The sequence below is a fragment of the Micromonospora sp. NPDC023966 genome (assembly GCF_040639095.1).
Classification (GTDB): domain Bacteria; phylum Actinomycetota; class Actinomycetes; order Mycobacteriales; family Micromonosporaceae; genus Micromonospora.
Window position 1 is genome coordinate 798219 of sequence record NZ_JBEZZJ010000001.1, and the last position, 23730, is coordinate 821948.

General features: G+C 73.5%; 31 protein-coding genes and 1 pseudogene. 19 read left to right on the forward strand and 13 right to left on the reverse strand.

The annotated features are described in order from the left end of the window. Positions 1–8 precede the first annotated feature (8 nt). The 8 genes from AB0F68_RS03925 to AB0F68_RS03960 all read left to right on the forward strand — a co-directional run bounded on the left by AB0F68_RS03925 (position 9) and on the right by AB0F68_RS03960 (position 5533). Positions 9–2264, forward strand: a complete 2256-nt coding sequence (locus AB0F68_RS03925; protein WP_357332812.1) for a heavy metal translocating P-type ATPase — start codon at positions 9–11, stop codon at positions 2262–2264. 130 nt (positions 2265–2394) lie between these two features. Continuing rightward, the gene (locus AB0F68_RS03930) at positions 2395–2568 is read left to right on the forward strand and encodes a CsbD family protein (RefSeq protein WP_357332813.1); all 174 of its coding nucleotides are present in this window, start codon (positions 2395–2397) and stop codon (positions 2566–2568) included. A 134-nt stretch (positions 2569–2702) separates the two neighbouring features. Next, complete coding sequence (locus AB0F68_RS03935) at positions 2703–3206, forward strand: hypothetical protein (protein ID WP_357332814.1); 504 nt, start codon at positions 2703–2705, stop codon at positions 3204–3206. 109 nt (positions 3207–3315) lie between these two features. Beyond that, complete coding sequence (locus tag AB0F68_RS03940) at positions 3316–3741, forward strand: YbaB/EbfC family nucleoid-associated protein (protein ID WP_357332815.1); 426 nt, start codon at positions 3316–3318, stop codon at positions 3739–3741. Continuing rightward, positions 3741–4064, forward strand: a complete 324-nt coding sequence (locus AB0F68_RS03945; RefSeq protein ID WP_357332816.1) for a hypothetical protein — start codon at positions 3741–3743, stop codon at positions 4062–4064. Before AB0F68_RS03940 ends, AB0F68_RS03945 begins: the two co-directional genes overlap by 1 nt. Before the next feature lie 2 nt (positions 4065–4066). Continuing rightward, positions 4067–4561: a hypothetical protein gene (locus tag AB0F68_RS03950; RefSeq protein WP_357332817.1), complete on the forward strand. Its 495-nt coding sequence runs from the start codon at positions 4067–4069 to the stop codon at positions 4559–4561. A gap of 7 nt (positions 4562–4568) precedes the next feature. Further along, on the forward strand, positions 4569–5075 hold the full coding sequence (locus AB0F68_RS03955) for an EndoU domain-containing protein (RefSeq protein ID WP_357332818.1): 507 nt from the start codon (positions 4569–4571) through the stop codon (positions 5073–5075). A 17-nt stretch (positions 5076–5092) separates the two neighbouring features. Next, the gene (locus AB0F68_RS03960; RefSeq protein WP_357332819.1) at positions 5093–5533 is read left to right on the forward strand and encodes a hypothetical protein; all 441 of its coding nucleotides are present in this window, start codon (positions 5093–5095) and stop codon (positions 5531–5533) included. Between the two features lie 48 nt (positions 5534–5581). On the opposite strand, the gene AB0F68_RS03965 is transcribed toward AB0F68_RS03960, so the two are convergent. The 4 genes from AB0F68_RS03965 to AB0F68_RS03980 form a co-directional block, all read right to left on the reverse strand. Next, the gene (locus AB0F68_RS03965) at positions 5582–6217 is read right to left on the reverse strand and encodes a dihydrofolate reductase family protein (RefSeq protein WP_357332820.1); all 636 of its coding nucleotides are present in this window, start codon (positions 6215–6217) and stop codon (positions 5582–5584) included. A gap of 29 nt (positions 6218–6246) precedes the next feature. Continuing rightward, the gene (locus tag AB0F68_RS03970) at positions 6247–7491 is read right to left on the reverse strand and encodes a sigma-70 family RNA polymerase sigma factor (protein ID WP_357332821.1); all 1245 of its coding nucleotides are present in this window, start codon (positions 7489–7491) and stop codon (positions 6247–6249) included. Next, positions 7488–7847: a YciI family protein gene (locus AB0F68_RS03975; protein ID WP_357332894.1), complete on the reverse strand. Its 360-nt coding sequence runs from the start codon at positions 7845–7847 to the stop codon at positions 7488–7490. Before AB0F68_RS03975 ends, AB0F68_RS03970 begins: the two co-directional genes overlap by 4 nt. A 104-nt stretch (positions 7848–7951) precedes the next feature. Continuing rightward, positions 7952–9145: a DUF2786 domain-containing protein gene (locus AB0F68_RS03980; protein ID WP_357332822.1), complete on the reverse strand. Its 1194-nt coding sequence runs from the start codon at positions 9143–9145 to the stop codon at positions 7952–7954. Between the two features lie 164 nt (positions 9146–9309). Here AB0F68_RS03980 and AB0F68_RS03985 point away from each other — a divergent pair, with 164 nt between their 5' ends. The 3 genes from AB0F68_RS03985 (at position 9310) to AB0F68_RS03995 (ending at position 10977) form a co-directional block, all read left to right on the forward strand. After that, on the forward strand, positions 9310–9804 hold the full coding sequence (locus AB0F68_RS03985; protein WP_357332823.1) for a hypothetical protein: 495 nt from the start codon (positions 9310–9312) through the stop codon (positions 9802–9804). Then, a complete protein-coding gene (locus AB0F68_RS03990) occupies positions 9765–10148 on the forward strand; it encodes a DUF3152 domain-containing protein (RefSeq protein WP_357332824.1) in 384 nt (127 codons plus the stop codon). The genes AB0F68_RS03985 and AB0F68_RS03990 overlap by 40 nt, the downstream gene beginning before the upstream one ends. Positions 10149–10749: 601 nt before the next feature. Next, positions 10750–10977 carry a hypothetical protein gene (locus AB0F68_RS03995; protein ID WP_357332825.1) on the forward strand — a complete coding sequence of 76 codons (228 nt, stop codon included), beginning with the start codon at positions 10750–10752 and terminating at the stop codon, positions 10975–10977. Between the two features lie 73 nt (positions 10978–11050). Here AB0F68_RS03995 and AB0F68_RS04000 read toward each other — a convergent pair whose 3' ends face one another. From AB0F68_RS04000 to AB0F68_RS04020, 5 genes are all read right to left on the reverse strand, one after another. Beyond that, complete coding sequence (locus AB0F68_RS04000) at positions 11051–11488, reverse strand: hypothetical protein (protein WP_357332826.1); 438 nt, start codon at positions 11486–11488, stop codon at positions 11051–11053. Positions 11489–11633: 145 nt separating this feature from the next. Further along, complete coding sequence (locus tag AB0F68_RS04005) at positions 11634–12035, reverse strand: hypothetical protein (RefSeq protein ID WP_357332827.1); 402 nt, start codon at positions 12033–12035, stop codon at positions 11634–11636. 173 nt (positions 12036–12208) lie between these two features. Then, positions 12209–12634 carry an ATP-binding protein gene (locus AB0F68_RS04010; RefSeq protein ID WP_357332828.1) on the reverse strand — a complete coding sequence of 142 codons (426 nt, stop codon included), beginning with the start codon at positions 12632–12634 and terminating at the stop codon, positions 12209–12211. Positions 12635–12716: 82 nt separating this feature from the next. After that, positions 12717–13472: a class I SAM-dependent methyltransferase gene (locus tag AB0F68_RS04015; RefSeq protein WP_357332829.1), complete on the reverse strand. Its 756-nt coding sequence runs from the start codon at positions 13470–13472 to the stop codon at positions 12717–12719. 130 nt (positions 13473–13602) lie between these two features. Beyond that, the gene (locus AB0F68_RS04020; RefSeq protein WP_357332830.1) at positions 13603–14352 is read right to left on the reverse strand and encodes a DNA-formamidopyrimidine glycosylase family protein; all 750 of its coding nucleotides are present in this window, start codon (positions 14350–14352) and stop codon (positions 13603–13605) included. 161 nt (positions 14353–14513) lie between these two features. Here AB0F68_RS04020 and AB0F68_RS04025 point away from each other — a divergent pair, with 161 nt between their 5' ends. Together AB0F68_RS04025 and AB0F68_RS04030 are read left to right on the forward strand one after the other, a co-directional pair. After that, positions 14514–15548: a PHB depolymerase family esterase gene (locus AB0F68_RS04025; protein WP_357332831.1), complete on the forward strand. Its 1035-nt coding sequence runs from the start codon at positions 14514–14516 to the stop codon at positions 15546–15548. A gap of 65 nt (positions 15549–15613) precedes the next feature. Beyond that, positions 15614–15829 carry a hypothetical protein gene (locus tag AB0F68_RS04030; protein WP_357332895.1) on the forward strand — a complete coding sequence of 72 codons (216 nt, stop codon included), beginning with the start codon at positions 15614–15616 and terminating at the stop codon, positions 15827–15829. 14 nt (positions 15830–15843) lie between these two features. Here AB0F68_RS04030 and AB0F68_RS04035 read toward each other — a convergent pair. Beyond that, a pseudogene (locus AB0F68_RS04035) lies at positions 15844–15969 on the reverse strand (ANTAR domain-containing protein); the annotation flags it as partial. Between the two features lie 149 nt (positions 15970–16118). On the opposite strand from AB0F68_RS04035, the gene AB0F68_RS04040 reads away from it, so the two are divergent. Further along, positions 16119–16550 (forward strand): ATP-binding protein, encoded by a 432-nt coding sequence (locus AB0F68_RS04040; protein ID WP_357332832.1) that lies wholly within the window; start codon positions 16119–16121, stop codon positions 16548–16550. On the opposite strand, the gene AB0F68_RS04045 is transcribed toward AB0F68_RS04040, so the two are convergent. The 3 genes from AB0F68_RS04045 to AB0F68_RS04055 all read right to left on the reverse strand — a co-directional run bounded on the left by AB0F68_RS04045 (position 16478) and on the right by AB0F68_RS04055 (position 19524). Further along, on the reverse strand, positions 16478–16981 hold the full coding sequence (locus tag AB0F68_RS04045) for an STAS domain-containing protein (protein ID WP_357332833.1): 504 nt from the start codon (positions 16979–16981) through the stop codon (positions 16478–16480). The two genes, AB0F68_RS04040 and AB0F68_RS04045, sit on opposite strands and share 73 nt — an antisense overlap. Before the next feature lie 177 nt (positions 16982–17158). Beyond that, a complete protein-coding gene (locus tag AB0F68_RS04050) occupies positions 17159–18310 on the reverse strand; it encodes a low temperature requirement protein A (RefSeq protein ID WP_357332834.1) in 1152 nt (383 codons plus the stop codon). Then, positions 18307–19524 (reverse strand): MFS transporter, encoded by a 1218-nt coding sequence (locus tag AB0F68_RS04055; RefSeq protein WP_357332835.1) that lies wholly within the window; start codon positions 19522–19524, stop codon positions 18307–18309. Before AB0F68_RS04055 ends, AB0F68_RS04050 begins: the two co-directional genes overlap by 4 nt. Before the next feature lie 276 nt (positions 19525–19800). Here AB0F68_RS04055 and AB0F68_RS04060 point away from each other — a divergent pair, with 276 nt between their 5' ends. The 5 genes from AB0F68_RS04060 (at position 19801) to AB0F68_RS04080 (ending at position 23719) form a co-directional block, all read left to right on the forward strand. After that, positions 19801–20829, forward strand: coding sequence for a DUF4331 family protein (locus AB0F68_RS04060; RefSeq protein ID WP_357332836.1), 1029 nt, complete (start codon positions 19801–19803; stop codon positions 20827–20829). Positions 20830–20957: 128 nt separating this feature from the next. Next, positions 20958–21368 carry a hypothetical protein gene (locus AB0F68_RS04065; protein WP_357332837.1) on the forward strand — a complete coding sequence of 137 codons (411 nt, stop codon included), beginning with the start codon at positions 20958–20960 and terminating at the stop codon, positions 21366–21368. Positions 21369–21384: 16 nt separating this feature from the next. Further along, positions 21385–21981, forward strand: coding sequence for a cell wall protein (locus AB0F68_RS04070; protein WP_107078617.1), 597 nt, complete (start codon positions 21385–21387; stop codon positions 21979–21981). 75 nt (positions 21982–22056) lie between these two features. Further along, entirely contained in the window at positions 22057–22923 is an 867-nt protein-coding gene (locus AB0F68_RS04075; protein WP_357332838.1) for a MauE/DoxX family redox-associated membrane protein, read from the forward strand. A gap of 79 nt (positions 22924–23002) precedes the next feature. Further along, positions 23003–23719, forward strand: coding sequence for a hypothetical protein (locus tag AB0F68_RS04080; protein ID WP_357332839.1), 717 nt, complete (start codon positions 23003–23005; stop codon positions 23717–23719). Positions 23720–23730: the final 11 nt, after the last annotated feature.

Here is a 23730-nt window from a genome sequence, read left to right on the forward strand (position 1 = left end):
GTGCCGCGATGACATCGACCGCGAAGTCCCTGCCGGTCGCGCCGAACCTGATCGAGCTCGCGATCGGCGGCATGACCTGCGCCTCCTGCGCCGCCCGGATCGAGAAGAAGCTCAACCGGATGGACGGCGTCGAGGCCACGGTCAACTACGCCACCGAGAAGGCCACCGTCCGCTACGCCGACGAGGTGGCCCCGGCCGACCTGATCGCCACTGTGGAGAAGACCGGCTACACGGCCGTCGTCCCGCCGCCGCCCAGCCAGGCGATGACCGAGGCGACCGCGGAGCCGGTGGACGAGCTGCGCGGGCTGCGTACCCGGCTGTGGGTGTCGGTCGTGCTGACCGTGCCGGTGATCGTGCTGGCCATGGTGCCGGCCTGGCAGTTCGACTACTGGCAGTGGCTGTCGCTGACCCTGGCCGCCCCCGTGGTGGCGTACGGCGGGCTGCCGTTCCACCGGGCCGCCTGGATCAACCTGCGGCACGGCGCGGCGACCATGGACACCCTGGTCTCGCTCGGCACGCTGGCCGCGTTCGGCTGGTCGCTCTGGGCGCTCTTCCTCGGCGACGCCGGCATGCCCGGGATGACCCACCCGTTCCGCTTCGACATCACCCGTACCGACGGGGCCGGCAACATCTACCTGGAGGCCGCGGCCGGGGTGACCGTGTTCATCCTCGCCGGCCGCTACTTCGAGGCCCGGTCGAAGCGGACCGCCGGCGCCGCCCTCCGCGCCCTGCTGGAGCTGGGCGCCAAGGACGTGGCGGTGCTGCGCGGCGGGCAGGAGACCCGGATCCCGGTGGACCAGCTGGTCGTCGGGGACCGGTTCGTGGTCCGCCCGGGGGAGAAGGTCGCCACCGACGGCCTGGTCGAGGAGGGCACCTCGGCGGTCGACGCCAGCATGCTCACCGGCGAGTCCGTGCCGGTCGAGGTGGCGCCGGGCGACACCGTGGTCGGCGCCACCGTCAACGCCGGGGGCCGGCTCGTCGTCCGGGCCACCCGGGTCGGCGGGGACACTCAGCTCGCCCAGATGGCGAGGCTGGTGGAGCAGGCGCAGACCGGCAAGGCGGCCGTGCAGCGGCTCGCCGACCGGATCTCCGGGGTCTTCGTGCCGATCGTGATCGCCCTGGCAGCCGGCACGTTGGGCTGGTGGCTCGGCAGCGGGGCCGGGACGACAGCCGCGTTCACCGCCGCGGTGGCGGTGCTGATCATCGCCTGCCCGTGCGCGCTGGGCCTCGCCACCCCGACCGCGCTGCTGGTCGGCACCGGGCGGGGCGCCCAGCTCGGCATCCTGATCAAGGGGCCGGAGGTGCTGGAGTCCACCCGCCAGGTCGACACCGTGGTGCTGGACAAGACCGGCACCGTCACCACCGGCAAGATGACCCTGGTCGACGTGCTGCCCGCCGAGGGTACGGACGCCGCCGAGCTGCTCCGGCTGGCCGGCGCGCTGGAGGGCGCCTCCGAGCACCCGATCGCCCGCGCCGTCGCCGACGGCGCCGCCGAGGCGGGACCGCTGCCCGCGGTCACCGGCTTCGCCAACGCCGAGGGCCTCGGCGTCACCGGCACGGTCGACGGCCGCGAGGTGGTGGTCGGACGGCTCCGGCTGCTGCGCGAGCGCGGTCTCGACGTACCCGAGGAGGTCGTGCGGGCGGCGACCGGCGCGGAGGCCGCCGGCCGGACGGCGGTCCTGGCCGGCTGGGACGGCCGGGCCCGCGGCGTCCTCGCGGTGGCCGACGCGGTGAAGCCGACCAGCGGGGCGGCCGTCGCCCGGCTGCGCGAGCTGGGGCTGACCCCGGTGCTGCTCACCGGCGACAACGCCACGGTGGCGAAGGCGGTGGCCGCCGAGGTCGGCATCGACGAGGTGATCGCCGAGGTGCTGCCGGCCGACAAGGTGGCCGTGGTCGAGCGGCTCCAGGGCGAGGGGCGGACCGTCGCCATGGTGGGCGACGGGATCAACGACGCCGCCGCGCTGGCACGGGCCGACCTGGGGCTGGCCATGGGCACCGGCACCGACGTGGCCATCGAGGCGTCCGACCTGACCCTGGTCCGGGGCGACCTGATGGCCGCCGTGGACGCCATCCGGCTCTCCCGGCGGACCCTCGCGATCATCAAGGGCAACCTGTTCTGGGCCTTCGCCTACAACGTGGCCGCCCTGCCGTTGGCCGCCGCCGGCCTGCTCAACCCGATGATCGCCGGCGCCGCGATGGCCTTCTCGTCGGTCTTCGTGGTGGCGAACAGCCTCCGGCTGCGCGGCTTCCGCCCGGTCGGCTGACCGGTCGCGTGCCGCCGGTCCCGGTCTCCCCGGGGCCGGCGGCGCCGTCCGTTCACCCGGGCGGTGTGGTTGAGCGGGTGGCGGCCCGGGTACCTCCACCTGGTCAGGAAACTGCTGAGTGGAGGTTCCCATGGGTATCGACGACAAGATCGACAACGCGACCGAGAACACCGCCGGCAAGGTCAAGGAGGGCGTCGGCCGCGCCACCGACGACGAGCGCCTCGAGGCCGAGGGCCGCAACGACCAGGCCGCCGCAAACATCAAGCAGGCCGGCGAAAAGATCAAGGACGCGTTCAAGAGCTGACCTACTGTCGTACGTGTCGCCGGGCCGGCAGAGCCCTGCCGGCCCGGCGTGCTGCGCGTGGCGGTGATCCCCCGCCGCGCGCCGTCACCGCCGGAGCAGGCCGGGACAACGGCCGCCGAACGCACGGGAGAACGATGTCCGGTACCACCGCGATTCGCACCGCCGCCCTGGTGACGATGACCGCGCTCGCCGCGGCCTGCCAGCCCACGGGGGAGGAGAGCGCGGCGCCGGCCGGCGAGCCGACCGCCGCGCCCACCGTCACCGCCGTGCCCACGCCCGCGCCCACGGCCACCGCCGCGCCCTCGCCGGTCACCGCGGCGAACACCGCCGCCGTCTGCGCCGAGGTCGACAAACTGATCATCGCCAAGAGTAAGGAGATCGCCGCCGACTCCGCGGCGGCGACCCGCCGGCAGCTCACCCCCGAGCAGATCAACGACGAGGTCAAGGCCGACCTCGCGGACCTGGCCGACGACGTACGCCGGCAGGCCACCCGGGCCGAGGACCCGGAGATCAAGGCGCTGGTCGGCGACGCCGCCCGGCGGATCGAGGCCGGGGCGAAGTCGTCGACCCCGGTGAAGTGGCTCAGCTCCACGTTCGTCGAGATCCCGCAGCGGCTCACCCGGGAGTGCCGCGCCTGACGGCCGGGGTCGTCCACATCACACTGTCCACAGTCGCGCACTACGGGTCACCGTGGTTGGCGCGGAGTGCGTAGCATGCGAGACGACCTCGACCCCGGAGGAGCTCGGCATGGCCCACCCCGTCGATCCGTCCGGTCTCGGCCGCGTGCTGTCCGAGACCATGTCCGCGCTGGGGCGATTCACGGCCGGCGCCGACGGCGAGGCGCCCCCGCCCCCTGAGGGGGTCGGCGAGGCGGCCGATGGCCTGGTCCGGGTGACCGCCGGTCCGCCCGGGCGGATCACCGGGCTGATCCTCGATCCTCGGGTGATGCGGCTGCCGAGTGAATCCCTGGCCGAGGAGATCAGCGGGGCGGTCAACGCGGCGCTGGCCGACCTCCAGGAGAAGGCGACCGCCGCGGTGTCCGGCGAGGTCGACCTGGGCTCGCTCGGCGAGCAGCTGCGCCGGATCCAGGAGGACGCCGGCCGGCAGCTCACCGCCTTCACCGACGCGCTGGTCGAGGCCCAGGACCGGCTGTCCCGTCAGGGCGGCCGGTGATGGCCATCGAGGTCGACCCGGACGGGCTGGGCGGCTCCGGGCGCGCGCTGGGCGACGTGGCCACCCGGTTCAGCCAGGCCATGACGGCGTTCCAGGCCGAGCTGGCCGCCTTCGGCCGGCCCTGGGGCTCCGACGACATCGGTTCGCTCATCGGCGCCGCTCACGACGAGGTCTCCGCGTTCGCCTTCGAGTGCTTCGACAGCGCCCTTGAGGAGATCGCCGCCGCCGGCACCGACCTCACCGACATGGCCGCCCGGTACGCCGAGGTCGAGGCCGCCATCAAACAGGGCTTCGACGGGCTGCGGCAGGCGCTGGGAGGCTGACGGTGGGGCTCGAACTACCCGGCGAGCTGCGCTCGCTGCTCGGCATCCTCGGCTACACCTGGCCGGAGGCCGACGAGGTCAAGCTCTTCGAGATGGGCAACGCCTGGATCCGCTTCTCCGGCACCCTGTCCGGCGTGGTGGCCGAGGCGAACACCGGGGCCGCCACCGTCTGGTCCAGTCACACGGGCCAGGACATCACCGCCTTCCAGTCCTGGTGGAACCGGGAGGACAGCCCCGCCGACAGCCTGCGCGACGGGGTGACCGCCGCGGTGCTCACCGGCACCGGGCTGATCATCTGCGGCGCGATCGTGCTCGCCCTGAAGATCGCCGTGATCGTGCAACTGGTCATCCTGGCCATCGAGATCGCCCAGGCGATCGCCACGGCGGCGGTCACCTTCGGCGCCTCGCTCCTGGAAATCCCGATCTTCCAGCAGTTGGCCCGGACCATCGTCGGCAACCTCGTCCAAGAGGTCATCTGGAAACTCCTCGACGGGTGACGGGCTGATGGCCAAGGGATCGGGGAAGGCCAGCGGCCGCCTGATGCGCGCGGCGCTGAAATACCTGAAGCGCGCCAACAAGCGCAATCGCCCGGGGCGGATGAACGCCCACTTCCGGGACCACGTCTTCGGCGGGCACGTGAAGCCCGGGCACCCGAAGGGGTCGGGTTATCACTACCGGCCGGGCGGCCAGGACTTCCCGGGCCGCCGGCTCAAGCCCGGCACCGTCAACCGGGATCCGCGAACCGGGGCGTACGAGGCGGAACCCGAGTTCTTCGACCCGACGCGGAACCCACCACACGGAGAGTGGAAGCCCAAGGCGGGCAACAACGGCGTCAGCTCCTTCTATCCCGACCACTGGACTCCGGCGGAGGTGGACGCAGCGGTCCCCGGAGCCTTCAACAACGCGGTTCCCGCGGGCGGGAACATGTGGCGTGGCACGTACCGCGGCCTGACCATCGAAGGCTTCTACGATGGCGCCGGTGGGTTCACCCACGGGTGGCCCGTCGTCTGATCTGCGGAAGGAATACCTTGAGCTTCATCACGTTCTCGCTCGATCAGTTCAACCTCCCGGTGTTCCGCGTGGACGACAAGCGCCACGAGACGCTGGGGGCCTGGCTGATCGCGGACGTCTCGCGGCACTTCCTCGTCTGTCTCGACGGCTTGGCGATGATTGACGACGTGTCGAACGGCCGCCCGCCGTTCGAGGAGTGGAGCAGTGAGAACTACGAGGTCTCCTTCGCCTCATCCGGCATCGTGATTCAGAACTCCTGGCTGGAGCACGAGCACGGTGAGTACCCGGTCGACGAGGTGAAGCAGGCGTTGGAGGACTACTGGTCCTTCCTGGTGACTCTTCCCGAGCGTCCGCTGGTCCGCGAGTACCGGCCGGACCTGCCGGAGTGGCAGGCGGCGCTGCTGCGCTGGGAGGAGAAGTGGGGCAGGGCCCACCCTTATCGCGGGCGGCTGTTCTGAGCTCTCGGACGGTCGGCAGCCGGCCGAGGAGCGGAGCAGCGAGAGGGGTCAGCGCGTGACCTGGTAGCGGATGTGGGTGACCGTGGGGGCGGCCACCACCTTCGCCGGTTGCAGGGGCACGTCGAGGGGACCGTCGAAGAGTGGCGTGCCGCCGCCCAGGACGATCGGCACCACGTGCAGCCAGAGCGAGTCGAGCAGCCCGGCGGCGAGATACTGCCGCACCGCGCCGCCCCCGCCCGCCACGGCCACGTCGAGGTCGCCCGCCGCTGCCCGGGCTCGCGCCAGCGCGGCCTCGATGCCGTCGCTGACGAAGTGGAACTCCGTACCGCCCCGCATGACCAGCGGCTCGCGCGGGTAGTGGGTCAGCACGAAGACCGGCACCCGGAACGGCGGGTCCTCGCCCCACCAGCCGGTCCAGTCCGGATCCCAGCGGCCCTCGCCGCCGCCGAACATCCGACGCCCCATCACGTACGCCCCGATGCCCGCGGTCATCTCGTCGACCACCTCGGCGTCGATGTTCCGCTCCCCGCCGGCCAGCCCGTGCTGCTCGCGCCAGCTCTCGGTGGAGAAGAACCACTCGTGCAGGCGCAGGGCGCCCCGACCGAGCGGATCCTGCCGGCTCTGCCCTGGCGCCGCGACGTATCCGTCGAGCGACACCGACAGTTGACTGGTGACCTGTCCCATGTCCGGTGGACCCTTCCGGTCGGCGTAACTCATCGGTCGGTGGCCAGCCGCGCGGCGCGTACCTCCAGGTAGTGCCGTTCGGGCAGGCTGGTGGTGGCCCGGGCGGCGGCCAGGTAGGCGGTCCGGGCGTCGTCGCGGTCGCCGGCCAGTTCGAGGAGGTGGGCGCGGACCGCGGCGAGCCGGTGATGCCCGGCGGTGCGTTCGTCGGCGTCCAGCGGCGCCAGCAGCGCGAGCCCGGCCCGGGGGCCGTCCACCATGGCCACCGCGGCGGCCTGGTTGAGCGTGACCATCGGGTTCGGGGCGAGCCGGGCCAGCACCCGGTAGAGGGCGACGATCTGCCGCCAGTCGGTGTCGGCCGCGGTGGGCGCCTCGGCGTGCACCGCTGCGATGGCGGCCTGCACCTGGTAGGGCCCGGGGGCCGACCAGGTCAGCGCCTCGGTCACCAGGGCGACGCCCTCCTCGATCTCGGCCCGGTCCCAGCGGGTGCGGTCCTGCTCGGTCAGCGGCATCAGCTCACCGCCCGGGCCGGTGCGCGTCGCCCGGTGCGCGTCGGTGAGCAGCATCAGGGCCAGCAGCCCGGCCACCTCGCCGTCGTCGGGGAGCAGCCGGCGCAGCTCCCGGGCCAGCCGGATCGCCTCCCGGGTCAGCTCGGCGCGGTGCAGTTCCGCCCCGCTGGAGGCGGTGTAGCCCTCGTTGAAGACCAGGTAGAGGACGTGCAGCACGGCGTGCAGCCGCGCGTCGCGGTCGGCCGACGAGGGCATGGCGAACCGGGCTCCGGCGGCCTCGATCCGCTGCTTGGCCCGGCGGATCCGCTGGCTCATCGTGGCCTCCGGCACCAGGTAGGCCCGGGCGATCTCGGCGGTGCTCAGCCCGCCCACCGCCCGCAGGGTCAGCGCCACCTGAGCGCTGACCGTGAGCGCCGGGTGGCAGCAGAGGAAGAGCAGCTTCAGCGTGTCGTCCCCGCTCGGCGGCTCCTCGTCGGCGGCCGGGGCGACCGCCGCGTACGCCGGTTCCCGGACCGCCACCGCGACCTCGCGGTCCCGGCGGGCGCGCTCGCTGCGCCACTCGTCGGTGAGCCGGCGGGTCGCCACGGTGACGAGCCACGCGCGGGGATGGTCCGGCACGCCCTGCGCCGGCCACTGGGTGGCGGCGGCGAGCAGTGCCTCCTGGACGGCGTCCTCGCAGGCGTAGAACTGGCCGTGCCGGCGCACGAGCACGCCGAGGACCTGCGGCGCGAGTGTCCGCAGCAGGTCCTCGACCGCCCGCTCGGTCACATCTCCGTCCCGGCCTGCTCCATCACCGGCCGCACCTCCAGCACGCCGAAGCCGTGCCGCACGTCCGGCCAGCTCGCGGCGATCTCGGCGGCCCGTTCCGGGGTCTCGCAGTCGACCGTCAGGTAGCCGGCGAACTGCTCCTTGCTCTCCACGAACGGCCCGTCGGTGATCTCGACGCCCCCGGCGGCGGGCCGGGCGGTGCGGGTCTGCGACGGGTGGGCCAGCGCCTCCCCGCCGACCAGCTCGCCGGACTCGGTCAGCTCCTTCATGATCACGTCGACCTCGCCGAAGATCGCGTTCCGCTCCTCCTCGGACAGCTCCTCCACGAAGCCGGGCCGGTTCCAGATCAGCAGCATGTACTTCACGGTCAACTCCTCGGGTCGGGGCCACCGGCGGTGGCGCCTCTCGCAGACGGGTCGGAGCCGGCTCGTCTGATCCGACATCTTTCCCGAGGAAAATGTCAGCGGCCTCCGCGCAGCGGGCGGCGCGTCGGGGCGCCGGCGTCGAGCGAGGCGCGGTCGGCGGCCGTGGTGCCCGAGGTCCAGCCCTCCGCGTCGCGGACCTGGAGCCGGTGCCGGGTGACGCCGGGGAAGAGCTCGTCGATCCGTTCGCGGACGGCGTCGGAGCGGGCGGCGAGCACCGGGAGCAGCCGGTCGTCGGCCCGTTCCTCGGCCGCCGCCGCGGTGGCCGTCCGCAGCCGCTCCCCGATCCGCAGCGCGAACGCGTTGAGGAAGGACTCGTCGAAGCTCTTGGTCCGTCGGCCGCTGCCCGCGCGGCGCTCGCCCCGGCCGCGCAGCATCGCGGCGGTGGCCTGCACCAGCAGCGAGGTGTGCAGCAGCTCGACGGCGACCAGGTCGGCCGGGAAGCCGAGCACGGTGGCGAAGCCCAGGTCGTCGGACCAGATCGACTCGCAGCGGTTGGCCGCCGCCACCTCCTGGATGAGCAGCGCCTTCGCCGCCGCGTACGGGGCGTCGGTGCCGAGCCGCACGCCGCTGGGCCGGTCGGGTCGCTCGGCGGCGGCGTCGAGCAGGGCGGCGTCGATGCTGTGCCGGGCCATCAGCTCCTGGGCCTTGCCGGTGAGCGCCTCCGCCTCGGCGGGGAAGGTGGTCGACTCGGCCTTGGCCAGCAGCGCGCGTACCCGGTCGAGCATCCGTGACCCGGTGGCCGGGGCGGCGGCGCGCGGGGCGGCGGCCGGTCCGCCGGGCGGCGGACGGAGCACCGCGATGGGCGGGAGCCCCGCCACCAGGGCGAGCGCGTCGACGGCGTCCCGCAGCGCGCTGATCCGGTCGCCCTCGGCGCGCCGGTCCAGCCAGCCCGGGTCGCCGTCCCACCGCGCGCCCAGCTCGGCGAGCTGGTCGTCGAACCAGGACGGGACCGGCTCGGGCATCGCACGCCGCTGCGCGGCCAGCACGTCCCGGAGCAGCCGGGCGCCCCGGAGGGTCAGCCGGCGGGTGGCGATCCGCTCCAGGTCGACGGGTTGCCAGCCGCGTGACCAGAGCCGCGCTACGCCGCGGGTCAGCCGGGCGAGCAGGGCCGCGTCCACCGCCGGCGGGTCGCCGACCACCAGCCGGTCCAGGGCCCGCTCGGCCGCGCGTACGTCGGTGCCGCGCGCCGCCGCGAGGGCGTCGGCGAGCACCTGCTCGGCATCGGGCACGGGTGAGCTCCCTCTCTGGCGGCAGGTGGCGGGTCGCGCACCCGGGAACGAACGGTACCGGCGCGGGCCCTGCCGCGACCGGTGAGCGCGCTCACCGTTCATCCGTCCGGACCCGGCGTCCGTACTCCTGACCGAGCGGGGCGGCGCGACGGACGGAGATCGGCGTGGGCGGGCGGGGCGGGCGGGACCGGGGTCTGCACCGTCGGCGGCGGGCGTCCCGCGCGGGCACCCTGTTCGTGGTGGTGCTGCTGGTCGCGGCCGGCCTCGCCGGGTACGCGGCCCGGCGCCATCCGGACCTGTTGGTCGCGGCCGGCGTGCGGGCGAGCGCACCGGCCGCCGGGCCCGCCCGCCCGGCGGTGGCCACGCCCGTCGCGTCGCCGGTCCCGGCCGCCGGCCGGGTGCCGCCCGGCATCAGCTACCCGGCCCGGGGTACGGGCGGCTTCCGCACCGCCACCGGGGTCGGCGCGGTGGCCGGCCGGGGTGGCGAGCTGCTCCGCTACCGGGTGGCCGTCGAGGAGGGCATCGGCAACGTCGACGTGGAGCGCTTCGCCCGGGAGGTGGCGGCGACCTGGCCGACCCGCGCGGCTGGACCGGCGACGGCCGGTGGCGGCTGCAACGGGTGGGGCGCGAGGATCGGGCCGACTTCACCGTGCTGCTGACCACGCCGGTGACCCGGGGCCGGCTCTGCGCCGACACGACCGACCACTACACCTCCTGCCGCAACGGCGACCAGGTGGTGATCAATGTGGCCCGCTGGGTGCACGGCGTACCGTACTTCCCCGACCTCGGCCTCTACCGGCAGTACCTGCTCAACCACGAGGTGGGGCACCGGCTCGGTCGGGGCCACGAACTCTGCCCACGGGCCGGCGGCCCAGCGCCGGTGATGGAGCAGCAGACGCTCGGCCTGCACGGCTGCGCCCCGAACGCGTGGCCCCGGGTGGACGGCACGCTGCACAGTGGCCCGTCCGGCCAGTACGACGACCCGATCCCGGCGGAGAACTGACCGGGGGAAATCGCGGCCAGACGGCCCCCGCACCATCGGACGCAAATTGCAGATAGTGCCTCTGACCTGGGGTTTTACCCGCCACCGTGGCTACGGTTGAGGAGCGCCCGACGCAGTGCGTCGCCTGGGACAGTCCACCGTCGCCGGCTGGCCTCAGCGGCAGCGGGACAGCGCCAGGCGTACCAGCTCCGGTGAGCCGGCTGCCGTTCGTCCCGTCTCGTGCCGACGGGTGTACGGCAGCGGTGGCGACGGAAGGGTTAAGGGCTGTGGAAGATGAAAGCAGAGCGAGCCATGAGGATGTTCCTCGATGGCGGCTGCATCCTCGTGGGGCTCGGCGGAATCGTCCATCAGACGACGATCGTGCCGCCCGGTCAGGCCAACGCCGTTCTCCTGGGGACGTACGTGACCATCCTCGGGATTCCCGCGGGGGTTGGGCTCCTGTCGCTGCGGCGCAATGGCGTCAGCGATACGACCGATTCGCCGTCACCATCTCACTGGCCGGACTCACGGCCGCCACCATCGCCATCGCCGCCGCCCTGCGGAAGGGGGGAGTGACATGACGGCCCAGCAGTGGCACCTGGGATCCCGTACCACGCGGGTCATGATCGTGTCGTTCCTCTTCGCCCTGGTCGCGACCATCTCGTCCATGGTGTACGCGAACGCGGTCGCCCGGCACTCGGTGCAGAACCTGTGTGATCTGGTGGTGACGCTCGACGACACCTACCGCGCCACGCCGCCGCAGACCCCCACGGGCCGTCAGCTCGCCCACCAGATGAGCGATCTGCGCAGCCGGCTCGACTGCCCGTCGTCGGCGTCCGCGCGAGCCTGAGGCGGGAACCACCCCCGGCCAGGGCCGTTCCGCACCTGTGGCGGCGGCGCGGAACGGCCCTGGCACTGAGACGTCAGCTCTGCGACGCCGGAGCGTGGACGTCGCAGCGGTCACCCCGCTCGGCCTGCGCCATCGTCCGGCCGGCGCAGAGCCGCAGGCTCGGCAGGAAGCCACCCCGCAGGTGGTCCGCACGGCCCTGGAAGGTGGTCCTGCCGCGGCCGCAGAGGCTGTTCACCGTGCGCCACTCGATGCCGTCCGCCGGACCGTTGTAGGCGATCTGGACGACGGCGCACCGGCCGCGGTGGTTGACCGCGAGGGTCCCGTCGACCGCGACGGGCGGGACCGGGCGTTCGGGGATGCTCATCATGAGCTGGTAGGTGCCGTAGGCGGTGGCGCTGCCGGCGGCCAGTTGGAACGTGTCGTCCGCGGCGGCGGCGGGCGGGGCCGCCACGACCAGGGCGATGCCGGTGCCCGCCAGGGCACCGAGGGTCCGGGAGAAAATGCGCTTCATCAACTACTCCTGATGGTGCCACCGGCTTTGTGGTGGCGCTGGGGAAAAGCATCGCCGGTGGGTGTGCCGGCGGCTGTCGGAACGATTCCCCGGCGCAATTCGCCGGGGGCCGGCGAAATTACGGGAAGGAATTGACGCGGCGGCGTCAGCGCACGAAGAGGGTGTAGCTGGGGGCGAAGCCGGTCCGGCAGCGGAACGACACCCAGACCCGGCGCGCGACGCCCTCGGCGCCGACCTGCCGGCACTCGGCCTGGGCGTCGGGCACCTGGTCGAAGGCGGCGGTGTAGACCTGCTTCTCCGTCGGGTACGCCGTGGTGCGGGGCCGGTAGGTGACGATCAGGTCGTCGCCCGCGAAGCCCGACCGCACGGAGAACGCCTCCCAAGTGCCGGCGGTCCGGCCGGCCTCGCCGATGACCGCGGCGCGGCCGAAGCCGTACGTGCCCAGCAGCGCGGTGGTGGGCTCCGGGGTCGCGGCGTGGGCGGTGGACGGGGCCAGGACGGCCCCGGCGATGCCGGCCAGCAGGACGGATCGGGTGAGCTTACGCATCTGTTCAGGTCCTTTGCGAATAGTCGCGGGGATCTCCCGCGGTCTTTCGGGACAACCGGCGGGAGGGTCTTCTCCCGGGCGGTTCGAAGAGGACCCTACGGCCCGTCCACTGCGGACGGTGTAAAGCAGCTCACATTAAGTGGAGAACAATTTGTTAAGCAATTCGTGAACGGTCAGCGGGGGAACGAGGCCCAGATGTTCTTGGTCTCGTCGGTGGCGTACCAGCCGACGTCCAGCGAGACCGACTGGGCCAGCATCAGCCCGCGCCCGCCCGAGTCGAGCGGGTGGATGTCGTCCAACCCCGGGACCGTGCTCAGGTCGTGGTCCGCCACGTCGAGCAGGAAGTAGTCGTCGGCCGCGAGCAGGGTGACGATGGTCGGCGGCTGGCCGTGCCGCAGCGCGTTGGTCGCCAGTTCGGTGGCGACGAGCACCACCAGGTGGGGCACCTCGTCGAGGTCCTCGCCCTGGACCAGGCCGTGCCGGGTCAGCGCGTCGCGCAGCAGGGCCCGCAGCTCGCGCAGTTCCTCGGCCGTGGCGAGCACCCACTGCTCCAGCTCGGCGGCCCGCGGCGGTGGCGGCGACGTGCGCAGCTGTCCCATGATCTGCCTCTACCCTGCGTAGCCGTCCGCTATGCCGATCCGGACCGGCTCCCGCCCGCGGGGCGGGAGCCGGTCCGGCCGGTCAGCGGCGGAGCAGGGCGAAGACGCCCCAGCCCAGATACTCCCGCTGGTAGCGGACGTGCCGCAGCGGATCCTCGGTCAGTTCCCGGCGCAGTTCCCCGGCCAGCTCGTCGTCGGGGTTCGCGTCGAGCCAGCGGCGCAGGTTGAGCCAGTGCGCGGCGGCGTACCGGTCCCAGCTGTCCTGGTCGGCGAGGACCATCTCGACCAGGTCCCAGCCGCACTCACCGAAGAGCCCGACCAGGCCCGGCAGGTCCTGGAACTCCTCCCGCGAGCGGGCGTGGCAGCCGGCCACGGTCTCCTCGTCGGGCGGGTCGAGCCGCCAGTACGGCTCACCGACCAGGACCATCCCCCCGGGGCGCAGGCCGCGCTCCAGGATGTCCAGGGTGCCGGGGACACCCCCGCCGATCCAGGTCGCCCCGACGCAGGCGGCCAGGTCGTAGCGCTGCTCCGGTACGTGGGTCGCGGCGTCGCCGTGCACGAACCGGACCCGGTCGGCGACGCCCAGTTCGGCGGCGCGCGCCCGGGCGGCGGCGGTGAAGGCGCTGCTCAGGTCGACCCCGGTGCCGGTCACGCCGTGGTCCCGGGCCCAGGTGCAGAGCAGCTCGCCCTTGCCGCTGCACAGGTCGAGGATCGACGCGCCGGGTCGGAGCTTGATCGCCCGGCCCAGGGTGGCGAGCTTGGCGTCGTCGAACGGGTTGAGGATCCGGAGGTCGCCCTCGCGGATGGTGAAGCTACGTGGCAGATCCAATGCGGTCACTCCAGAACAAGGGTGCGGATGTCGGAACGAGACGGTGGAGGCTCGGCACGGGCACCAGAACACCCTCTTTAGGCAGTCGGAGTGACATTGGCGGCGAGGCTAGCCACCGGCCCGCCGGCCGCCAACCGAATTAACCGGCGGGTTGGTCCACCGGGCAGGCGTACGCGGTCCGGCCAGCCAGTTGCCAGCTCCGCACCGGGCTGCCGCAGCGGCGGCAGCGCTCCCGCTTGTACACCCACCGCTCGTCCGGCGCGGCCGGATCGCTGACCACCCGGCCCAGGTCCCGCCCGAGCGCGAGGTGAACGACGGCGAGCCGCCACAGCCGCTCCGCCGCCGCGGCGCCGACCGACCGCGCGTCCGGGTCCAGCCCGGCCAGGAAGAGCAGTTCGGCCCGCCAGGCGTTGCCGATGCCGGCCCAGACCGCCTGGTCGAGCAGCGCGGCGCCCACCGGCGCCCCGGTCGCGATCAGCCGGCGGACCGCCTCGGCCGGGTCGGCGTCGGCGCGCAGCGGGTCCGGTCCGAGCGACGCCCGCAGCGCGCGCTCCGCGTCCGCCGGCAGCGGCTCGCAGCGGATCGGCGCGATGAGGTCGTACGCCACCGCCGGGCCGGCCAGCCGCAGCCGGGTGCCGGGGCGCGGCGGCACCGTCGGGTCGTCGTAGCGCAGGAACAGTCCGCGCAGGCCGAGGTGCACGTGCAGGAGGGGCGCGTCGGGGAAGTGGTAGAGCAGGTGCTTGCCGTCCGCCTCGACGGCCCGCAGTGGGCGGCCCGCGTAGGGGGCCGGGTCGAAGCGGCCCTGCGGGCTGGAGAGCGTGACGTCGGCTCCGGCGAGCGCGTCGTGCTGCTCCCGCGCGTACCGGTGGATGAGGTGGCCCTCGGGCATGGTCGGCGCGTACCCGACGTAGCGGGGGCGGAAACGACCGTGGGCCGGCCACACCGCCGCCGTCCGCGAGGTGTCGGGCGCCCGGATATCTGCTGTGGTCTATGTCACGTTAACGTGCCGGCATGCCGGCCGTCCCGCCGGCGCTCCGACGGGAGAACGCCATGAAGACACCGTGGAAAGCCGCCACCATCCTCGCCGCGGCCCTCCTCCTGGTCCTGCCCGGCGGCGTCGCCGCCCGGGCCGCCGGCACGCCCTACACCAGGACCCCGGTCACCGGCTCGCTGCGCACCTACCCGATCTCCGCCGTGTACGTCGCCGGGGTCTCCTCCGGGGGCTACCTGGCCACCCAGCTCCAGGTCGCGTACTCGGCGCGGATCCGGGGCGCCGCGATCTTCGCGGCCGGGCCCTACTACTGCGCCCAGAACAACGTCTCCCAGGCCCTCTACGGCTGCGGCGACAACCTCTACCCCACCCACGTCGCCACGCTGGAGAGCTACACCCGCACCTGGGCGTCCTACGGCTGGGTGGACGGCACCGGCAACCTCGCCGGCCAACCGGTGTACGTCTACCACGGCAACAACGACAGCACCGTGAAGAAATCGGTCACCGACGACCTGGTCCGCTACTACCAGGACTTCGGGGCGAGCGTCCGCTACGACTCCGGCGGCGCGGCCGGCCACTCGTGGGTCACCCCGTACGGCACGGTCGGCTGCACGGCCACCGCCTCGCCGTTCCTCGCCGACTGCGGCACAGACCCGCAGGGCGCCCTCCTCGGCAAGCTGCTCGGCTCGGTCTCTCCGCCGAACACCGGCCCGCTGGGCGGCACCCTGATCCGGTTCGGTCAGGACACCTTCGCCACCAACGGCTGGGCCAACGGGCTCAGCATGGACGCCAACGGCTTCGCGTACGTGCCGAGCGCCTGCGCCGCCGGCACCACCTGCCGGCTGCTGGTCGCCCTGCACGGCTGCGCTCAGGGGTACGCGAAGGTCGGCACGGCCTTCGTCGACCGGGCCAACCTCAACCAGTACGCCGACACCAATCGACTCATCGTGCTCTATCCGCAGGCGGTCGCCAGCGGGGTGAACCCGAACGGCTGCTGGGACTGGTGGGGCTACCTCGGCGCTTCGAACTATCCGATCAAAGGTGGCGCCCAGGTCGAGACGATCATGAACATGGTCCGCCGCCTCGACGGCTGAGCCGGCAATCCGGCCCGTACCGGCAGATGCGGGCCGGTCGGCTGCTGAGATACCGTCACCACGTGATGGTCGAGGAGCACTGGTGGAACGGGGTCAGCGCCCCGCGTGGGCGCCGTGACGTCTACATCCGCACGGACGGGCACCGGTGGGAAGTGCAGGCTCAGATCGGCGGCGCCGCCGGCCGGTCGAAGATCCAGGAGTGCCCGAGCCGGGGCTCGGCGAGCATCCTGGCCGGTGCGTGGCGCGGCAGCGGCACGGGCTGGCGCGAGGTGCGGCGCTGACCCTGGTGCCGCGGTCAGTCCCGCGGCCCGTTCACCGCGCGGTCGACCAGCGACTCGGCGACCTCCCGTAGCTTCCGGTTGGAGTCCTGCGACACCCGCGCCAGGATGGCGAACACCTCCTCCGCCGAGCACCTGTGCCGGGGTGTACCCATCGACCGCCGGAGCGGCGGCCGACGGCGGGCCCGGCCGCGACGTGCCACACTTGTCGGGTGGGCCACCATTTGGTGGCAATGCGCTGAGCGCCGTCGAGGCAGGCCGCCCACCGCCACGTTCCGCCTCTGGACCGACGTTGCCGTCAGACCCGCCGCCGTCCGGACCGGCCCTGCGCGTCGCCGTCCTCGCCGACCTGCCCAACGCCGGTACGGCCTGCGCCGAGGGGCGCCGCTTCGTCGGCGAACAGCTGTGGCGGTGGGAGGTGGGGCTCCAGGTCGCGGACACCACGGAGTTGGTGGCCAGCGAACTGATCGCGAACGCGGTGCGGCACGGCCGGCCGCCGCTGCGCCTGGCACTCCGGCTGCACCGCGAACGGGTACGCCTCGAGGTGACCGACTCCAGTCCGCGCCCGCCGTTGCTCACCCGGCCGCGCCTGACCGCGATCGGTGGCCGGGGCCTGTGGCTGGTCGACACGCTGAGCGTCGAATGGGGTTCCTACCCGGAACCGCCCGGCAAGGTGGTGTGGTGCGAGGTGCCGGTCGCCGAGCCGCTGCTGCCGATGGCGTGACCCGCGCCGGGTGCCCTCGCGTGGCCGTCCGCCCGTGGCCGGACGACGGCCGGGACGACCTCCAACTCCCTCAGTGCATCGGTGATGCCGAGGACGCGGCGGACGATCGCCGACGGGTTCCGCACCGTCAACCGCCCACCCCGGTCGGCCAGCAGTCGCCGGGCCCGTAGCAGGGCGCTGATGCCGTGGGCGCAGAAGAAGGTGACCTCCGACAGGTCCACCTCCACCGCGACCGGCGGCGGGCGGACGAGGGACTCCACGAGTTCGACGAGCAGATGGGCGTTGCTCATGTCGATCTCACCGGCGACGCTGATCCGGGTGACGGCTCCCGACGCGGTGCAGGCCAGCCACAGGACGGCCTCGTCCGGGCGCGAAGATCCGGCCGCGATGGGGACGCGGTGGTGACCGCAGGGTGGGAGGTGCTCTGACATGGCGCTCCGGTGGTGACACTCAGTGTTCGCTCCTGGCGGGTGTGCCGCGAGCGGGCGGAGGGCGCATGTCTTGACCCGGCAGCGACACTACGCCGACCAGCCGGACAACGCACAGCCCTGCCGGAGCGGAGGCTGCGGACCCGGCGATCAGCCGCGCGGCGGCCTGACCTGCCGCACTCACCGACCGGGCGGAGCTTCGGTCGCCATGGCGTGCCGCCGCCGGTCGACCACCAGCATCACGACCAGCACCAGCACCACTGCGCTGAGCTGCACGCCGGCGTTCAGGCGCGTACCGACCGGGATGGTGGCGAGCACGGCCGCGCCGGTGACCAGCCGGCTGAGCACCGGAGCGGCGTGCAGCGAGCGACGCAGGGCCACGATCCCGGCCAGGTACAGCGCCACGCCGCCGGCCAGCGCCAGCGCCGAGCCCCGGTCGGCCGGCTGCCCCGGGTGGGCCACCGCGGCGTGAATGCCGGCCGCGGCCACCACGATGCCCAGCAGCAGCGGAACGTGGGCGAAGCCCAGCCGGAGGGCCAGCCGGGCGCGCTCCGTGCCGGTCGCCGCCAACCGCACCTCCTCCGCCGGCGTGTCGGTGAAGTACGTCCACCACAGGGCGGCCGGCAGCGCCAGCGCCAGGGCGATGACGGCCACCAAGCCGACCGCGAGGTGGTTGGTGTCCACGCCCATCCCGATGGCCACCACGGATTCGCCCAGCGCGATGATCACCAGGAGCCCGTGCCGCTCGACGAAGTGTCCCGGCTGGAGCCGGAACGCGGGCAGCACGCGCACCCAGGAGAACCGGGGCACCAGGTACGGGACGACCGACTGGAGCGCGAGCGCGGCGAGCCAGCACGCGTACCGGGCGACGCCGTCGACGGAGCCGCCCACGACCACCAGCAGGGTCGACCCCAGGTTGTACCCGGCGAGCCGGGCCAGTGCCGGACCGATGTCGGCCCGGGTGAACAGCAGCAGGTGGACGGTGATCACCAAGAGGTAACCGACGCCGAAGAGCAGCCCGGTGCCGTCGAAGGCGTCCGGCACCGCGACCGCGGCGAGCAGGAAACCGACCATCCCCACGAAGAGCAGCAACTTCTGCGCGGGCACCCGGGGCGGCACGTGGTTGGCCAGCCACACGTACCCGTCGAACATCCACCACAGGATGCCGAAGAGCAGCAGCACCCGGCCCAGCCCGTCCGGCGACAGATCCTCCTCCAGCACCCGGGTGAGCTGGGTCAACGTGAAGACGAACACGAGGTCGAAGAAGACCTCGACAGCGGTCACCCGGTCGGCCGGCGCCGGATTGCCGGTCCCCGGACGCGCGGGTCTCATGAGGACCGAGCGTAGACCTCGGCTCCGGGCTCGGGACCGTTCTCCGGCCGTCGCGACCCGTCGGCGCGCGACACCGCCCAGAGCACCACCGTGCCGAGCAGCGCGGCGGCCGGGGCGATCGCCAGCCCGTACCGGAGGTCGGTCGACACCAGCGGGCCGGCGAGCGCGGAGCCGGCGGCGCTGCCCACCACGAACGCCGTGCTCACCCAGGCGAACGCCTCGGCCACCGTGCCGGGCTCGGCGAGCCGCTCGGCGGTGAGGAAGATGGCGGTCAGCACCGGCGGCAGCGCCAACCCGCTGACCACGAGCAGGCCGGCCATCGGGGCCGGGCCGGGGGCGAGCAGCAACGGCAGGTAGCCGACCGTGAGCCCGGCGGCCAGCAGCGGCAGCCGCCCGGGCCCGCCCGGCCGGGCCCGGGTGTAGAGCAGGCCCCCGGCCAGCGCGCCGGCCGCCTGCGCCGCGAGCAGCCACCCGCTGAGCCGCCGGTCGCCGGCCGTCTCGGCGTAGCCGGTCACCGCCACCGCGATGCTGCCGACCGCCGCGCCGACGCCGACCACGCCGGCCATCAGCACGGTGAACCGGGGTACGCGCAGCGGGCCCGCCCAGTGCCGGGCCGCCGGCACGCCGCGCCAGGCGCGGACGGCGGGGCTGAGCGCGTACGCCGCGGTGCCGGCGAGCTGCAACACCCCGGCGGCGACCAGGCCGGCGGGCGGGCCGGCCAGGGTCACCGCGAGGAGGGTGACCAGCGGGCCCACCACGAAGATCACCTCCTGCACGGCGATGTCCAGCGTGTAGGCCGTGGGCACGGTGGTGGGCGGGAGCAGGGCGGGCCAGAGGGTACGCAGGCACGCCTCCAGCGGCGGCGTGCCCAGTCCGGCCACGGCCGCGCCGAGCACGGCGCCGGTGACGTGGCCGCCGGTCAGCGCCACCGCGCCGAACCCGAGGCCGGAGAGGATCGCCGCGCCCCACAGCACGGGCGGCTGCCGCCAGCGGTCCACGGCCCGGGCGAGCAGCGGCGTGCCCACCGCCATCCCGGCGGTGTACGCGGCGACCAGCAGCCCGGCGGCGGCCAGACTCAACGACTGGCGGGCGAAGAGGAGCAGGGCCAGCGGCCCGCTGGCGGTGGGCAGCCGGCCGACCTGGCTGCTGAGGAGGACCCGGAGGACCTGGGGTGCGCGCAGCACCGCCCGGATCCCGGAACGGTCGACGGACATGAGGCATCGCTCCCGGTGCGACGTGACGGGGAAAGGAGGCGTCCGGTGCCGGGGCGCCTCAGGGAGCGAAGTCGGCCCGCTCGTGGTCGTTGCCGTAGAGCGGCAGGGCAGGGGTGAGCCACTGGGCGTACGCGGCCGCCGCGGCCTCCACCGGGGTCACCCGCCGACGGTAACCCATCGACGGTCCGGACAGAAAGTTCGGATTGGAGCTTTTGGGTTGTTCTGCCCGGATAGGCTCGGGCCTGCCGTGCCGAGCCGCTGATCCGGGAGACAGCCATGTCGCACCACCTTGACACCCCGCTCGCCGCCCAGAGCGGCCAGCTCTACCTCAACGACCTCTTCGTCTTCGACGGCGAGCGCGGGACCGTGCTGGTGATGGACGTCAACAGCTCGGTGACCCGGGCCGACATCAAGCCCGGCTTCCACCACGAGGCGCGGTACGAGTTCAAGGTCCACGTCGACGGCAGCGAGATGGAGGAGCTGACCTACCGGGTGGCCTTCGGCGAACTCGACGGCCAGGGCCGGCAGGAGCTCACGGTGCACGCCCTCACCGGCGCCGAGGCCCGCGACGACGGCGCCACCGGAACGATGGTCGCCCAGGGGCGCACGGGTGAGGAGGTGACCGGCGGCAACCTCCGGGTCTGGGCCGGGCGGATCACCGACCCCTTTTACATCGACCTGGATCAGCTCGCCACCGTCAACGACGCCTTCAAGAACGGCGCCCGGCTGGACCGCTCCGCCTGGCGGCCGGAGAACGCGAAGAACAGCTTCGCCGGCACCACCGTCGACTCGATCGTGCTCGAGGTGTCCCGGGACGAGCCGATGCTCGGCGACGGCACCCGGATCGGCGTCTGGGCGGCCACCAAGCTGGCCACCGACGCCGGGGGGTGGCGGCAGATCAACCGCGCCGGCCACCCGATGATGTGGCCGATCTTCTGGCCCACCGACACCGACTTCTCCAACCCCGCCAACACCCGTCACCCCTGTGAGGACCTGCGGGCCGACGGCGAGGAGATCGCCTCGACGGTCGCCCGGGTGGTGGCGGCCAACGGCACCGCGCCGGACCCGGGGGCGTACGGCTGGAGCGTGGCCCGCGAGGTCTACCCGGACCTGCTGTCCTACCAGGTCGGCACCCCGGCGAACTACGGGTTCGCCGCCCGCAACGGGCGCACCATGGCCGACAACGCGCCCGAGGTGATGTTCTCCCTGGTGCTCAACACCGGGATAACCTCCGGCCTCACCTCCGACGTCACCAAGGACGCCCGCGCCACCTCCTTCCCGTACGTGGTTCCCGCCGGACGCTGACCCGGCGGAGGAATTCCGCCCGTAGGAAATCTTCGGCCCGCCTGTTGACGTGGATGGTTTTCGTCACAACAATCGCCATCTATATCGACATCCATCGTTGTAGATCAACGATCGGGAAGGAGGTATCCATGGCGGCCATACGAGGCGAAGTGTCGTGGTTCTGCTGCGGCACCGCCTGGGGACCGTGCGGCACCGCCGGGGGCGGCGCCTGCGGCACCTGCAGGTCGGGCAACTACCAGCACGCCTGGCCGAACACCTCGGACGCGTGCTGGGCCATCACCCATCCGGACACCTGCGGCCTCAGCATGAGCCGGCGCGGCTGCGGCTTCCGGCACTACACCACCAACCTCTGCAACGGCGCCCGGGTCGGCACCACCATCGCCGACTGCGGCCCGCAGACGGACCTGTTCTGCGGCGAGCGCACCTGCTGCGGCTCGGCCTGCGGCAGCAACCGGATCATCGACCTGACGCCCGCGGCGTTCAGTGCGATCGGCAGTCTCTCCGTGGGGCTGCGGCCCTGCTCGGTCGACACCGTCTGAACGGGAGGGTTCCGCCATGCCCCAGACCCTGGACCGCCGCCGCCTCCTCGCCACCGCCGCGCTCGGCGGCGTGGTGGGCGCCACCGGACTCGGCTCGCTCGCCCCCGAGGCGGCCTTCGCCGCCGAGCCGGCGACCGTCGAACCCGGCGCGCCCGACCCGAACTTCGTCGAGGGCCGGATCAGCAAGATCTCCGGCCACCTGCTGCTGGTCACCGGCTCCGACACCGTGCTGCACTCGATCCGGATCACCGACGGCACGAGCATCTGGAAACTGCACCCGACCACCTTCGACCAGGTCGCCATCGGCGACGGGCTCTACGCCCGCGGCGTCCGCCTGCCCGACGGCACGCTCGCCGCCGACTCGGTCTGGGTCAACATCGTCAACCTGCACGCGCACATCGCCGCCGTCGGCCGCAACCTGCTGCACCTCGACCACAAGGGCCAGCGCATCGTCGCCCACGTCGTGCCCGGCCGGTCCGCCGCGGTCTACAACGGCACCCCGGCCATCAGCGACCTGTCCCTGCTCCGGGTCGGCCGGCACGTCCAGGTGCTCGGCGCCTGGCACCCCGACACCAACGAGATCGACATCGCCACCGTCTACGCCGCCGCCTGACCGGGTCACGCCCGGGCGGCGCGCCACCCGTGCCGCCCGGGCGTCACCCGTCGGCCCCACCCGAGGGGAGAACCCATGATCGACCTGATCGCGGCGCTGCAACCGCTGGTCGTCGGCGCGGTGCTGATCTGGTCCGCCCGCGTCAAACTTCTCCACCGGCACGCCGCGGCGGCCGCCCGGCGCTCCGGGCTCGTCCCCCTGCTCGGGGAACGCCGCGCGCTGCCCGCGTACCGGCTGCTCGGGGGCGTCGAGCTGACCCTCGGCGCGCTCCTCGTGCTGCCGCCCGCCCTGCGGCTGGAGACCGCCGCCGCGACCGCCCTGGCCGTCGGCTTCCTCGGCTACCTGGCGTACGCCCGCCGGGCCGCACCCACCTCCTCGTGCGGCTGCCTGAGCAGCCGTCCGACCCCGATCTCCGGTCGCAGCCTCGGCCGGGCCGGGCTGCTGGTGGCGGCGGCCGGGCTGGCCACCCTGGTGCCCGGCGCCTGGCCCGCCGCGCTCGCCGACCACCCGCTCGCCGGCGGCGCCGCGCTGCTGGCCGAGGCGGCGGCCCTGGTGGTGCTCTCGCCCGAACTGGACGCCGCCTGGCTGCTCCCGCTGCGCCGGCTGCGTGCCCGGCTGACCAACCCGCTGCGCGGCGGGACCGGGCTGCCGCTGCTCGCCACCGTGCAGCAGGTCCAGCTCAGCGACTCCTACCGGCGGGTGGCGCCGCTGCTCCGCTCCGACGTCCGCGAGCACTGGGACGACGGCGAGTGGCGCTTCGTCGGCCACGCCGCCCGCTACCAGGGCCGGCCCGCCACCGCGGTCTTCGCGGTTCCGCTGGTCGACGCCGAACCCGAAGCGGTACGGGTCGCCGTCGTCGACGACGCCACCGGGCAGACCCTGCTGGCCCTGGCCGGGGCCGGGCAACCCGCCGGCCCACGGCTCGACGTGGTGCCCGCGTAGAAACCGGCGGGACCACCGGGCTCCGGTGGTCCCGCCACGCCGGGCTTCGCACGAAGGTCTCCTCGGGCCCGTCGGGCGGATGGTTGTGGAGGATTGCCATCATCGATGCGTGACGTGGAATGACGTGATTCGTCAGCGAGGTGCTCCACCGGGCGGCGAAGCGGCGCATCCGACCCATCCCGTGGCGGCCGCTCACGCCGACAACCGCACGAACCTGCTCGTCGCGGAATACAACGCGATTCGAGGCGTCATGGCGCAGAAATCCTCGGCGTCGCACGCTCTCGTCGGCGCCTACCTGACCGTGGTGGGGGTGATCCTGGGGTTCGTGGTCGCAAACCGGGCCGACCCCCGCCTGCTGCTCGCGGTGCCGGTGCTGGCGGCGATCTCCGGGATCACCATCCTCCGGCGCCGGCGGGACCGGGATGCGGCGAACAGCTACATCCGCGACGTGCTCCGGCCGGTCGCCGTGGAGTGCGCCGGCGACGATCGGGTCTTCCGGTGGGACGACTTCTACGCGCAGCAGAAGGGCTCCCGGTCGCTACTGTACGAATTCGGGCTGCAACTGGTCTTCCCGCTGTCGGGGTTCGTGTGCCTGTTCGTGACCCTTCCGCTCCTGGCCTCGGTCGGGGAGTGGCTGGCCTGGCTCACCGGGCTGGGCTTCCTCGTCGCGTTGATCTCCGCGTACGTCCACCAGAACCGGACCCACCTCGCCCGGACGGTGTCCGGGGCCCGCGCGCTGGCTCTGGATGTCGCACGGAGGCTGCGCGGGCGGGGCAGGAGCGGCCGTCTCTCCTGACCGGCAACCCG

Excerpts from the sequence above, each read along its gene's own strand:
- AB0F68_RS03940 (WP_357332815.1), top strand. The coding sequence starts at position 3,316 with ATGGCCCACCCCGTCGATCCGTCCGGTCTCGGCCGCGTGCTGTCCGAG.
- AB0F68_RS04020 (WP_357332830.1), bottom strand. The coding sequence starts at position 14,352 with ATGCCCGAGGGCCACCTCATCCACCGGTACGCGCGGGAGCAGCACGAC.
- AB0F68_RS03935 (WP_357332814.1), top strand. The coding sequence starts at position 2,703 with ATGTCCGGTACCACCGCGATTCGCACCGCCGCCCTGGTGACGATGACC.
- AB0F68_RS04010 (WP_357332828.1), bottom strand. The coding sequence starts at position 12,634 with ATGGGACAGCTGCGCACGTCGCCGCCACCGCCGCGGGCCGCCGAGCTG.
- AB0F68_RS04060 (WP_357332836.1), top strand. The coding sequence starts at position 19,801 with ATGTCGCACCACCTTGACACCCCGCTCGCCGCCCAGAGCGGCCAGCTC.
- AB0F68_RS04000 (WP_357332826.1), bottom strand. The coding sequence starts at position 11,488 with ATGAAGCGCATTTTCTCCCGGACCCTCGGTGCCCTGGCGGGCACCGGC.
- AB0F68_RS04045 (WP_357332833.1), bottom strand. The coding sequence starts at position 16,981 with ATGTCAGAGCACCTCCCACCCTGCGGTCACCACCGCGTCCCCATCGCG.
- AB0F68_RS04075 (WP_357332838.1), top strand. The coding sequence starts at position 22,057 with ATGATCGACCTGATCGCGGCGCTGCAACCGCTGGTCGTCGGCGCGGTG.
- AB0F68_RS04055 (WP_357332835.1), bottom strand. The coding sequence starts at position 19,524 with ATGTCCGTCGACCGTTCCGGGATCCGGGCGGTGCTGCGCGCACCCCAG.
- AB0F68_RS04030 (WP_357332895.1), top strand. The coding sequence starts at position 15,614 with ATGGTCGAGGAGCACTGGTGGAACGGGGTCAGCGCCCCGCGTGGGCGC.
- AB0F68_RS04070 (WP_107078617.1), top strand. The coding sequence starts at position 21,385 with ATGCCCCAGACCCTGGACCGCCGCCGCCTCCTCGCCACCGCCGCGCTC.
- AB0F68_RS04080 (WP_357332839.1), top strand. The coding sequence starts at position 23,003 with ATGGTTGTGGAGGATTGCCATCATCGATGCGTGACGTGGAATGACGTG.
- AB0F68_RS03975 (WP_357332894.1), bottom strand. The coding sequence starts at position 7,847 with ATGCTGCTGATCTGGAACCGGCCCGGCTTCGTGGAGGAGCTGTCCGAG.
- AB0F68_RS04065 (WP_357332837.1), top strand. The coding sequence starts at position 20,958 with ATGGCGGCCATACGAGGCGAAGTGTCGTGGTTCTGCTGCGGCACCGCC.
- AB0F68_RS04025 (WP_357332831.1), top strand. The coding sequence starts at position 14,514 with ATGAAGACACCGTGGAAAGCCGCCACCATCCTCGCCGCGGCCCTCCTC.
- AB0F68_RS03945 (WP_357332816.1), top strand. The coding sequence starts at position 3,741 with ATGGCCATCGAGGTCGACCCGGACGGGCTGGGCGGCTCCGGGCGCGCG.
- AB0F68_RS03925 (WP_357332812.1), top strand. The coding sequence starts at position 9 with ATGACATCGACCGCGAAGTCCCTGCCGGTCGCGCCGAACCTGATCGAG.
- AB0F68_RS04050 (WP_357332834.1), bottom strand. The coding sequence starts at position 18,310 with ATGAGACCCGCGCGTCCGGGGACCGGCAATCCGGCGCCGGCCGACCGG.
- AB0F68_RS03930 (WP_357332813.1), top strand. The coding sequence starts at position 2,395 with ATGGGTATCGACGACAAGATCGACAACGCGACCGAGAACACCGCCGGC.
- AB0F68_RS04005 (WP_357332827.1), bottom strand. The coding sequence starts at position 12,035 with ATGCGTAAGCTCACCCGATCCGTCCTGCTGGCCGGCATCGCCGGGGCC.
- AB0F68_RS03995 (WP_357332825.1), top strand. The coding sequence starts at position 10,750 with ATGATCGTGTCGTTCCTCTTCGCCCTGGTCGCGACCATCTCGTCCATG.
- AB0F68_RS03965 (WP_357332820.1), bottom strand. The coding sequence starts at position 6,217 with ATGGGACAGGTCACCAGTCAACTGTCGGTGTCGCTCGACGGATACGTC.
- AB0F68_RS03955 (WP_357332818.1), top strand. The coding sequence starts at position 4,569 with ATGGCCAAGGGATCGGGGAAGGCCAGCGGCCGCCTGATGCGCGCGGCG.